This is a genomic window from Pseudoalteromonas sp. BSi20311, assembly GCF_000239875.1.
Lineage (GTDB): Bacteria > Pseudomonadota > Gammaproteobacteria > Enterobacterales > Alteromonadaceae > Pseudoalteromonas.
Genome location: NZ_BADU01000149.1, coordinates 1 through 11,534, shown reverse-complemented (window position 1 = coordinate 11,534; position 11,534 = coordinate 1). Strand labels below are relative to the sequence as shown.

The 11,534-nt window shown below is 38.7% G+C and carries 11 protein-coding genes and 1 tRNA gene; 9 read left to right on the top strand and 3 right to left on the bottom strand.

The genetic code is table 11. The features are described from left to right. Positions 1-67: 67 nt before the first annotated feature. Positions 68-568 (bottom strand): RDD family protein, encoded by a 501-nt coding sequence (locus tag P20311_RS14700; protein ID WP_008114303.1) that lies wholly within the window; start codon positions 566-568, stop codon positions 68-70. 271 nt (positions 569-839) lie between these two features. Here P20311_RS14700 and P20311_RS14695 point away from each other — a divergent pair. The 5 genes from P20311_RS14695 to P20311_RS14675 all read left to right on the top strand — a co-directional run bounded on the left by P20311_RS14695 (position 840) and on the right by P20311_RS14675 (position 6,259). Next, positions 840-924, top strand: a tRNA-Leu gene (locus tag P20311_RS14695). A 288-nt stretch (positions 925-1,212) separates the two neighbouring features. Then, positions 1,213-2,493 (top strand): GGDEF domain-containing protein, encoded by a 1,281-nt coding sequence (locus P20311_RS14690; protein ID WP_008114301.1) that lies wholly within the window; start codon positions 1,213-1,215, stop codon positions 2,491-2,493. 1 nt (position 2,494) lies between these two features. Then, the gene (locus tag P20311_RS14685; protein WP_008114300.1) at positions 2,495-3,304 is read left to right on the top strand and encodes an ABC transporter substrate-binding protein; all 810 of its coding nucleotides are present in this window, start codon (positions 2,495-2,497) and stop codon (positions 3,302-3,304) included. Positions 3,305-3,470: 166 nt separating this feature from the next. Then, positions 3,471-4,463 (top strand): fatty acid desaturase, encoded by a 993-nt coding sequence (locus P20311_RS14680; RefSeq protein WP_008114297.1) that lies wholly within the window; start codon positions 3,471-3,473, stop codon positions 4,461-4,463. Between the two features lie 656 nt (positions 4,464-5,119). Beyond that, the gene (locus P20311_RS14675) at positions 5,120-6,259 is read left to right on the top strand and encodes a Na/Pi symporter (protein ID WP_008114296.1); all 1,140 of its coding nucleotides are present in this window, start codon (positions 5,120-5,122) and stop codon (positions 6,257-6,259) included. Positions 6,260-6,315: 56 nt separating this feature from the next. On the opposite strand, the gene P20311_RS14670 is transcribed toward P20311_RS14675, so the two are convergent. Beyond that, positions 6,316-8,385, bottom strand: a complete 2,070-nt coding sequence (locus P20311_RS14670; RefSeq protein WP_008114294.1) for a TonB-dependent receptor — start codon at positions 8,383-8,385, stop codon at positions 6,316-6,318. A gap of 56 nt (positions 8,386-8,441) precedes the next feature. Further along, positions 8,442-9,098: a YoaK family protein gene (locus P20311_RS14665; RefSeq protein ID WP_008114292.1), complete on the bottom strand. Its 657-nt coding sequence runs from the start codon at positions 9,096-9,098 to the stop codon at positions 8,442-8,444. 144 nt (positions 9,099-9,242) lie between these two features. Here P20311_RS14665 and P20311_RS14660 point away from each other — a divergent pair, with 144 nt between their 5' ends. The 4 genes from P20311_RS14660 to P20311_RS14645 all read left to right on the top strand — a co-directional run bounded on the left by P20311_RS14660 (position 9,243) and on the right by P20311_RS14645 (position 11,523). Further along, a complete protein-coding gene (locus P20311_RS14660; RefSeq protein ID WP_008114290.1) occupies positions 9,243-9,491 on the top strand; it encodes a TIGR03643 family protein in 249 nt (82 codons plus the stop codon). Positions 9,492-9,564: 73 nt separating this feature from the next. Beyond that, the gene (locus P20311_RS14655; RefSeq protein ID WP_008114288.1) at positions 9,565-9,948 is read left to right on the top strand and encodes a hypothetical protein; all 384 of its coding nucleotides are present in this window, start codon (positions 9,565-9,567) and stop codon (positions 9,946-9,948) included. Between the two features lie 9 nt (positions 9,949-9,957). Next, positions 9,958-11,037, top strand: coding sequence for an endonuclease/exonuclease/phosphatase family protein (locus P20311_RS14650; protein ID WP_008114285.1), 1,080 nt, complete (start codon positions 9,958-9,960; stop codon positions 11,035-11,037). 162 nt (positions 11,038-11,199) lie between these two features. Further along, positions 11,200-11,523, top strand: coding sequence for a hypothetical protein (locus P20311_RS14645; RefSeq protein ID WP_138922267.1), 324 nt, complete (start codon positions 11,200-11,202; stop codon positions 11,521-11,523). Positions 11,524-11,534: the final 11 nt, after the last annotated feature.

Here is an 11,534-nt window from a genome sequence, read left to right as displayed (position 1 = left end):
CNCGTTTTTTATGCTTTAGCTTGAGGTTATATCAATTCGCTTAATTCAGTATTATTGCGGATTGATATCAATCTAGTTCGCTATACACGCGTTTATTTTCTTCTTTGGTGAGCGTAACTACTTCGGTTTTTGATAAGTAATCTTGCAGTGCTTTTTTATTTTTAAAGTCGACTAGTACCACTAAATTACCTAAACCAAGTAATGCGCTGATACTGCGGATAATAGCTTGTGGCCAGCTAATTAAACTTCCTTGGCTGGTTTGTACTTTTAAGCGCCATGCGCGCATACCAATTGTTTGCCCGCTTTTTGTCCAAAAATAACCAAAAAACACCAAACCAACAAGTACCAACAGCGAGCTACGAATTCCCGAAAGTAATAGTGAACCCTGAATACGTGCAGATACATCTTCAGCACCATTAAGGGCAATAACATCAAGGGAAATAAGCCCTTGGATAGCAAATAAATACAATACCACCGTTAGCATCGCAAAAGCGATTATAGCTAATGTATCGTAAACTAACGACGCAAAACGACGCCAAAACCCTGCCCGTGGAAACTCAGCCGACATAAATATACTCTCACTGTTAATATGCGCGATAGTTTAGCAAATAAGCCGCTAAATACTACCTATTACGCTACGTGCTCAACTGGGTATTGGTTCAAATGTTAATGGTTGCCTAAATGTTAAGCGGTTGATCATACTTAATACATAAAACGCTTGCCGCTTTGCTTATTGTTTGTATAATGCTAAGCAATGAGATGAAAGAGGGTACATAATCTTTCACTCTTAAGTGGTTTTTCTTTATCTTCTCGTGTTTAGAAGGTTAAAGAAAAATGATGCCAGCGTGATGAAATTGGTATACATGGGGGATTCAAAATCCCCTGCCGCAAGGCGTGCCGGTTCAAGTCCGGCCGCTGGTACCACTTTTTATAGCCCCTGCTAGATTTAGCTGGGGTTTTTTTATGCCTAAGATTTGAGTTGCCGGACTCGAGCGGCACGTGAGGTGCTGCTGTTATAAGTAAAAGTCCGGCAACTTAGTACCATTTTTATAGCCCCGACCAAATTGGTTGGTTTTTTTTTATGCCTTAAATTTGAATAGCATAAAGCCGCCAGAAATGAGAACACTTATTCCTTATGCTGTTCTTTGCTTCCATTAAGAATGTAATTAACCTAAGCTCAACTATAAAGTTTATTAAGAAGTGCCATTGTTAATGTTTGCAAGTTACCGTAGTCCAAACAGTTTATCTAAAAAAATGATGCGCGTTATTTTCTCTATCTACTTGTTTGTAACCTGCCTCATAACAAGCATGCAGTTTTTAACTGAATACTTAAAAACACAAGACTCAATCTCCGATGAATTAAAACAGTTGCAAGAAACAGTTCAAGGTCCCGTGTCGACGAGTTTGTGGCAATATGACCAAACTCAGTTGGATGTACTGGTTGATGGGCTTATTAAAATGCCGGTTATTGAGGGTGTTGATGTTTTTGACAAACATGGCAAAAGCATGATTTCTAAACGTTCTTACACTCAAGCCTCACTTCCCTTATCAATTTTTGAAACTAAATCTAAGTTGTATTGGACGCTTAATGGTACACGGGTGTTTCTTGGCACGTTGGTGCTCTATTCATCGTCTGAGGTGGTTTTAGATCGTGTTTTATTTGGTTTTTTCTTAATTGCCATTACGGCAATGATAAAATTATCGATTTTGTTTGGGTTATTTATTTGGGCTTTCGATCGTTACCTAGCCTGGCCTTTAAAAGAATTGATGCAACAAGTTAATGAGGTCCAATCAAGTAAAAATACACGTAAACGGATCAACCTTTCACATATTGAAAACAACGAGCTCAGCCAGCTCCAAGATCATATGAATACGATGCTCTTTAGTATGGAAAGGGATCGGGAGCGATTACTCGAGGATGAAAAATCTAAACGAGATTGGCTGGAAGAGGCCGTTACAAAACGTACAAAAGATCTACAAGTATTAAATGAAAAACTTAAAACGCTTGCAACAAGAGACTCTTTAACGGGTACTTTAAATCGGGGGAGTTTTTTTGATACAGCAAATCATTTGCTAGAACTTTCTCAGCGACAGAAATTACCCGCATCTTTTATTTTAATCGACTTAGATTACTTTAAAAACATTAACGATACGTATGGGCATTTTGTTGGTGATAAGGTGCTTATTCATTTTACTGACACAGTTCAAAGCATGATAAGAGAGTCTGACCTTATTGGTAGAGTGGGTGGAGAGGAGTTTGCACTATTTCTTCCAAACACAGGGCTTGATAACGCATTCAAACTCGCTAATAAAATAAGAAAGGCTGTTGTTGATTCAACCTTAGAAGTTGATGGTGAAACTGTAATGTATACTGTAAGCCTTGGCGTTGCCTCATCCGAGCTAAAAGACTGCTCAGTTATTGAGTTATTCAAAGTCGCTGATTTGAAGCTTTACTGCGCTAAAGACAAAGGACGTGATCGTGTTGAAAAATAAAATGTTTAAAGGTAAAAAAAAGATCTCTCAAGTGCTGCTTATATCTTTATTGTTAGCATTGAGTATAGTTAACTTTAGTCATGCCAACACATTAAAAGTTTGCTACGACCAATGGCCTCCTATGACTATATTTCCGTCAGAGGACTTTCCTGCCCGCGGCTTTGTGATTGATATACTAGAGCAAATATATACATCAAAAGGCTATCAATTAGAGTATTACGAAGTGCCTTTGGCAAGGGGGCTCGATATGGTTGCGGATGGTCTTTGCGATATGTTGCCAGAATATTTATTTTCGCAAGACACCGAAGTGGGTTTCGAGTACGCCACAGAGGCAACATTTGCATATCCAACTGCTTTTGTTGTTAGGCAAGATGAATCCTGGCGCTATGATGGGATTCAATCTATACAAGGAAAGCGTGTTGCAACAGGGCCTGGGTGGGATTACAGCTCGGTAAGTGTTGATTATCAAAATTATATTGATGATCCAAATAATTCTGATTTAGTGGAAGTAATCGCGGGCTCTAGCGATGTGGTAGAACGGATTTTTCAGATGATTAAAGCGGGCAGAATCGATCTATATGCAGATAATATGCTGGTTTTACAGTACATGCTGAATCGATTTGATTGGAACAATGGATTAAAAATAGTGCGTCCAGGCTTAGAAAATAAATTGGTTGAAATACCTATTTTTTCAAATAAAATGCCCGCAGAAAGAAGGCAAACGCTAATAAATATATGGAACAGTGGCCGTTTATCTATCAAGGGAGATAAACAAAAAATGCTTCTTAAAAAGTATAATGTGGCTTTATAAGTGCATTTAAAATGCCCCAATAGCACGTGCTAAGAAAGTGAGATATTTAATTTGATTATGATCTTATACTTTTTTTCCCCGTAAATTAATTAGTATTAAATTACTTTGTACTGAGTTTTTTACTCGGATATTATATACCTCAACCTCTTGTTGCGAATAAAACATCATGACTCAACTAACCGCAAAACAGAATATTCAAGCCATTGTAAAAGCGATTAAGGCTGAAGAAGCATTACTGCGTAAAAAACACCCGCTATTAATGCATCAAAATACCTTAGGGATGGCTATTTTACTACTCTCTTTAAGTGCGTTAATCGGTGTTGGCGCGTTGTATTACTTTGCTATCATCCCCGCGTGGCTGTGTATTATTTTAGCGGCGATTGCCACCTCTATTTCCCATGAACTTGAGCACGACCTAATTCACAAACAGTATTTTAGTAACCAGCCATTTTTACATAATTTTATGATGCTAACCGTGTGGTTGATGCGTCCTAATACTATTAGCCCGTGGTACCGCCGCAAGATGCATTTACATCATCATAAAACCTCGGGGACTGAGCAAGATTTAGAAGAGCGATTGGTGGGTAATGGTATTAAAAATCATTTTTTACGCGCCTTGGTGATTGTTGATGGATTACTAGGTTTATTAATTAATGCAAAGCGCTTTAGTAAAGAAATTAAAGGTTTTAGCTTTTTTAAAGTATTTAACGCAGGTTTTCCGATTACTACCGCGTATTTCGCCATTTTATATAGCGTAATTGCGTTTCACTTAGTTAATTTGTTCACTCCATTGGCAGCTAATTCACCGGTATTATTGCTTGATGTAATGCATGTATTTGAATTTCTAATGGTGGTGCTGATTGTGCCTAATATTGTACGTTCGAGCTCCCTTAATTTTGTTACTTCAAGTATGCATTATTATGGCGGTGTGAATAATATGCTTGAACAAACTCACGTAATTACTAGCCGTTTGTTTATGCCATTTAATTTATTTTGTTTTAACTTTGGGCATACTCATACTATTCATCACTTTGTACCAAATCAGCCGTTTTACTTACGACAAATGATCAGTAAAAAAGTCCTTGAAGTGATGCGTCAACACGGCGTACGTTTTAATGATTTTGCCAGTATAAAACAAGCTAATTTGTATCAATCATAACGTTAATTTTTATCCAATTATTAATTGAGATATTGTTAATATTGCCTAGTTTTATGCTAGGCAATGCCTCTAGTAATATCAGGCAAAGTCCATGAAGCCGTCTCAAATATCTTGGGTCTACTGACCTTTGCGGGTTGAGATTCGTTCAAGCTAGGGCGATTCAATCGCGACACGAGGTTTGTAACCTAGTGGGCTCGATAACTGCTCCTGCGTTATTCTACTGGCTTACACCCCTGTAAAAATGAGTAAAAACCGAGCAAGGCTTCCGCGTCTTGCTCATGTCCCTTACCTATATCCATTTAGGCAATAAAGAGTAAATCGCCTCTTAGCATAGTCTTTGGAGCAGCTGAAAATTCAACCTTGAAAGATCATCAGACCTTAGTTAATTCATTGCTTAAATATATTTTAATTTAGTGTTCAATTGCTCCTACTCAGTGCTTCGCTATGTAATTTAATATCAATTTTTTAATTACTTATTTTTAAAGTTATGGCTTGCCTTATACTCGATTTTTTAACCTTATATTTTTAAGTTATGAATAAAGAAGCACGTTAATCGAATTGAAATATTTCTGTAATATTCAGGTGTTCTAATGCGTTCTGAAACAAAAACGTCATCAAAATGCCATATTTGGTAAGACAAAAACTGAGATTTAAACATGAGTGAATCAAAGCGCAATACGCTATTAATAAAAACGCTTAACTGGGCTGCTATCGCCTTTTTAGTTTATTTAGTCCTAGTAGCCGTTGGCACTGTCAGTGGTGGTTTTAAATTAGCGTCGGGCGGTACCGAGGGAGCGAAAGAAATTTTTGCATTCGCAACCAACCCGTTTATCGCATTATTATTAGGTGCTTTGGCAACGGCTTTAGTGCAATCGTCATCAACGGTTACCTCAGTAATAGTGGGCCTTGTTGCTGGCGGCTTACCGTTAAGTATTGCGATTCCAATGGTAATGGGCGCAAATATTGGTACGACTATTACTAACACCTTAGTGTCTATTGGTCATATTCGCTCTAAAGAAGAGTTCCAACGTGCATTTGCGGCATCAACGGTTCATGATTTCTTTAATTTATTTGCCGTTATTATATTTTTACCACTTGAGATAATGTTTGGTTTACTGCAAAAAATGTCTGCTGCGCTGTCGCACCTATTTATTGGTGATGCTGATTTATCATTAAAGAGCTACAACTTTATTAAACCACTTGTTAAACCAGCTGTGGGTGTAATAAAAGACGCATTTAGCTTCCTAGACACAAAAATGCTAGGTGCAGCGATGGTTATAGCAGGTATTTGTTTGATTTTATTTGCCGTAACTACACTAGGTAAACTACTTAAAAAAGCGTTAGTTGGCACTGCAAAAGATATACTGCATGGTGCAATTGGGCGCGGGCCTATCGCAGGTATCACATCAGGTGCGGCGGTAACTGTTATGGTTCAGTCGTCATCTACTACAACGAGTTTAATGATCCCACTTGCGGGAAGTGGTGTGTTTACTACACGTCAAATCTATCCATTTACGCTAGGCGCTAATATTGGTACAACCATTACCGCTTTATTAGCCGCCACATCAATTACAGGGCCTATGGCTGAAGTGGCCCTAACGATTGCTTTAGTACACGTTATGTTTAATGTATTTGCGGTTGCACTAATTTACGGAATTCCTGTACTACGTGAAATTCCGCTTAAGTTAGCCGAAAAGCTAGCCGAAATTGGTACAAAGAATAAATCAGCTGCATTAGGCTATGTGTTAGGGTCGTTCTTTGTGGTGCCAGGTCTAATTGTACTGGCCGTTAGATAAGCAAATAAATGAATAAAAAGAATGCGCTATATAGCTTATATAGCGCATTTTTTGTTTTACCACTGGTAACTTACAGACAGCATGGCATTACGCGGTTTTCCTGGGAAGTAACGATCGCCAGTAAAACTAGTGTAATCTGCGCGCTGTGCGTAAGCCGTGTTGGTTAGATTTATTATTCGCGCACTGAGTAATAATTGTGGGCTAATTTGCCACTGGCCGCGCAAGCTTAAAATATCGTGCCCTTGATATTCATGTAAGTTTTCAGGGTCGGTAAAGTAGCGACTAACATAGTGCCATTGCAACGCAAGACTAATACTCTCGTTGGCTTGCCAGTTAAAATCGATATTAGCAACTTTTCGAGGTGCGGTATCAATATCGTTACCTTTAATATTAATACTGCCAATGATTTGATCATTCGAGTACGTATGCTTGGCATAAGTGCCTGCGAAGTTAACCGATAAGTGCTGATTAAAGCTATGCGCTAACTCAAGCTCAATGCCGCGATGTCGAGTTTGGCCGTCATTAACAGTAAAAAAGTCACTGTCACGGTAGATGGTATTGTGCTTGCTCATCGCATAAGCCGACAAACCGTAGCGAGTATTGTTGTACACCCCTTTAATACCTAACTCAGCATTATTTGCTATTTCTGCGTCTAAGTCGGCAGTACTTTGCTCGCGTTGTAATTGATAAAGCTCAGCTGCTTGTGGGGCTCTATAGCCTCTTGAAAAGTTAGCGTATAGTGTATTGTTAATATTAAGCTGATAGCTCACCCCGAGTTTTGGCGAAAGATTACTAAAGCTGTTTTTAGTGCTCTCTGGGCGACTATAACGACAGCCACCAAAACCACATTTACTGCCATCTTCTTTTGTACGCCCTGTAAGCATATTGTTTTGATAGTCATATTGCATATGCTCATAACGTAGACCTGCGGTTATAAGCCAATTATTTAGCTGCCATTCAATAGCGGCAAATGGGGCATATAAGGTGGCATCGACTTGGTAATCGTAATGTTTACCTTGCGGCACTGTGGCTACTAAAAACGCAGAACCTTGAGTGGGGTTATCTTGGGTTTGTAAAAAATCGGCTTGGGTAAACTCACCATCAAAACCAAGCTTTAAGTTGGTATTGTCGTTCACATAATGCTGATAAAGCGATTGTAGACCAAACCCAGTTTGGCTATTCTTTTCAAGTGGTGTGCCGGGTAAAAAGTGTTTAAAAAAGTCCATGCTTTGGTCACGAATATAAGGGGTAACAACCAGTGTGTTCTCTCCTAATTGCCAGCTTGCTTTACTCCAAGCTCTAAGCGAGCGAGCTTTTCTAAAGGCGTCGGGATCAAAGTTTTGCTGTGCTATATCTTCATCTTTATAGCTTTGAAAACCGCTAATATAACCAGCAGTTTGTTGATCTAAATTAGTATACGTAAGCCCAGACACTAAGCTTAAGTTGCTGTTATTGTAGCGATGACGTACATTTATTTTTTGTTGCTTTACGCTTTCGTCATCTCGATAACCGCTATCATCTGTAAAACTGGCATTAATACCTACGCCTGAATTATCCATGGCATGGCCTGAACGTAATTTATAGCGAGCATAACCATAAGAGCCGTAATCAAAGCCTAGTAAACCACTATCTTGGGTAGTATCAGGGGTGATAACGTTAATTACACCATGCACTGCATTAGAACCATAAAGTGCAGAACCTGGGCCTTTTAATACTTCAATACGCTCTGCCATTTCGCTATGCGCTTCAAATAGTTCATTAATATTACAAAAGCCCGCTGCACGAAGAGCTATGCCATCTTCTGCGGTTAAAACACCACCACAAGCGCCCGTTCCAGAAAGTACTTGCGAGCGCAGAGCCGGTAAATACTCTTGGCCATTTCCACGTTGCACATTGGCACCTGCAACGCGTTGCAGCGCTTCTTCTACGTGGGTAGGAGCTATAAGCTCAAGCTGTGATTCACTTAATACACTTATCACCAGTGGTAATGGCGTGGAAAGCGCTTCACTACGTGATGCTGTGGTGGTGATACGTTCAATTGATTGCGCGGTATCTTCAGCACACGCACTATTAATTAAACCTAACTGACTGCATAACAATAACGGGGGTAAATAGTAATATTTCATAAATTCCAGCACATCGGCAATTTGATAAGTTTAGGGTAGGGGATTTTGTGAATTGGTTAAAGCACACTCAACCTATAAACCCGATAAGTAATCGATAAAACAATACAAAAAATGCCGGGAAAAACTAAAGTGAGCACTGAGTAATGTTTAAATAGTAATACACCTACCACTCCGCCGGCTAAAAACCCGACAATAATTAAGACAAAGACCAAGCATTTTCTATTGTCAAAAGCTTCTCCTTTTAGGGCTTTACCAAACATCAAACCCAGATCGGTAAAAATACCGGTTAAGTGAGTAGTTCGCACAACTGCGCCGCTGTAGTTAGTGGCTAAAGCATTTTGTAAGCCGCAGGCCGCAGAAGCAAGTGTAAGTGCGTAAGGGTAAGAATATTGAAGTAGCTGTGCGCTTAACAGCAGTAAAATACCCTCAATAAATAAGAGCGTATCGTAATGGCGGCCTAGCTTAAGTGAACCGCCTGAAAGCATTAAGCCTGTTAATGCCGAGCCAAATATAAAACTCAGTACAATCGCAATTAAAAACAACGCCGCCTGGATGTTGGTAGTAAGTTCAATAGCTAATGAAGTCACCGACCCCGAAACGTGAGAGATTGCTTGTTGTTCGAACCCTAATAAACCTACTGCATTTACCATACCGGCAATAAAAGCGAGGGTAAACGCACCATATTCGACCCACTTAGGTAGTTTTGTAAACATCCTTTTAGCTCCGGTTTCAGTGTATAGATTAATCATACACTTAATTAAACCCAACAAATAAAAAAGAGGTTATATTTTTAACATAACAACCAAGTGATGATCGCTAAATTTAACTTTTGCGTATTAACCGAATTTGGAATGAATATGTTTAATCGAGAACAGCAATCGCGGATTATCGAAATGGCATGGGAAGATAGAACGCCATTTGAAGCCATTGAAAACCTTTATGGGCTAAATTACTCTCAGTTAGTTAATTTTATGCGGGAGCATATCTCTAGCGGCTCATTTAAAGTATGGCGTAAGCGCCATGCTGGGCGTAAAACTAAACACCTGAAGCTGCGCGATCCCGCGATTATGCGCAGTCATTGTAAAACTCAGTACAAGCAACGCTAATTTGTCTCGTTTCATGTAATGTTCAGGCTTAGCCGTCAATACTCTTCAGTAATGATCACACTGGAGAATTGCCATGAAAACACTAATCAGTATTTTATTAATGGTTTTTACGCTAACGGCAACAAACGCATTTGCTGTACCACACAAAGACAAACATACAGACAAGCATGCGAATAAACATGCAAACAAGCATCACTGGAAAAAGCATAAATATAATCAATACCATGATAGAAAATGGATTTCTAAAAAACAGGCCAAGCAATTAATTCGCCAAGGATGGACTCCACCAGGGTGGCATAGGCCTTATTATCAAGGTGATATCCTTGGGCATGACATTTATAAGCGTGCTAGAGTAATAGATAGAGAAAGAGGCACAGTGCGAATTGAAGTTGATCGCACTATTATACATTTAGTGCACGACACTCGTGAAATACTCTCTATTTTACAGCGCTATTAGGATTTATAAATGCTCATTGTATTGGTCATAATTACTGGCTTGTTGTTATTAATAACGTTATTACCTCTGTCATACAGTCAGCATTATTTGGTACGTAGCTGTGACTTTGTGCGCTTGCAGGTGTGCTACCTAGCAAGCGCTATCGTTATAGCGGCTCTGATAGGTATGTGGCAAAGCGACTATATTACATACCCGTTATTAGCCACTGTCGCTTTAGTTATTTTAGCGCTTCAAGCTAAGTGGATTTATCCCTACACCTGGTTCGCTAAAAAAGAAGTATTAACCGCACCAAAAAGCAGTGATCACAGTATCAGAATTTTATCCGCTAATGTGCTTATGTCGAATCGACACAGTGAGCAGTTAATTAACTTAGTCGATAAATATCAGCCAGACTTACTTATCACCTTAGAAAGCGATAGTTGGTGGCAAGATAAGTTGTCTGTGCTTAAAAAGCACTACCCTCATCAAGTACATTGCCCTAAAGATAATCGCTACGGCATGCATGTATTTAGTAAATTTAACATACTCGATGCACAAATTTGTGCACTTATAGAAGATGATATTCCTTCTATACATATTTTGTTTGAAAACCACCAAGGGTTAAAAATGCAGGGGCACTTTATTCATCCCGCCCCACCGAGCCCTACAGAAAAAGACTCATCACGACCGCGCGACAGTGAGCTAATAATGGTAGCAAAAGCAATTAAAGACTCAACTCGCCCGACCATAGTCGCAGGCGATTTAAATGATGTTGCTTGGTCGCGCAGTACTCGTTTATTTATGCAAATTAGTGGCTTTTTAGACCCACGTAAAGGCCGTGGTTTTTTTAATACTTTTCATGCTAATTACTTTTTTATGCGTTGGCCGCTTGATCATTTATTTCACTCAAAAGGCTTTAGTGTAAAACGAATAAAGCGCCTTGCTAAATATGGCTCTGATCATTTTGCCTTACTTACCGAATTGGTATTTGAAGATGCTAATCAGCAATCCCTAGAAACAAAACCAAGCGAGCAAAAGCAGCAAGATATACAAGAACTGGCAATGAGCAAAGCAGATAAACGCAAAGTACCAATGTTTGAGAATAGCTAGGTATAGTAAAGGTGTTAGGTTAAAGGTTTTAGGCTAAAGAAAGTAAAATATGAGTTGTTGCTTAGGTTTTTTATCTTATTTATATTAAGAAAAATATGTTAAATAATTTATTATTTTATTCGTTTAAATTTCTAATAATCTAAATTAAACACCTGAGTAGTTATGAATAATATTTTTTCGACAAATATCCCTAATAGAGAAATTATGGGTAAGGCAATAGAGTTTAATGATGCTGCTCATGCTTTATATGTTAGAAAGCATCCAGGCTCTCCATTTATTACATGCGCATCTTTTTCTGTAGAGTTGTATATTAAAAGTCTAAGTGCAAAAACTTATTATGATGGTAGAGATAGTTTTGGTAATTACAAAGATCTTTATTCAAAATCTGATATTAATGGCCATAGGCTAACAAAACTCTTTGAGAAAGTTCCAGAAAATTTACAAAATGGTTTACGACTTTGTTATTTGGACTCTGACTATACCTAGTGATTTTAAGT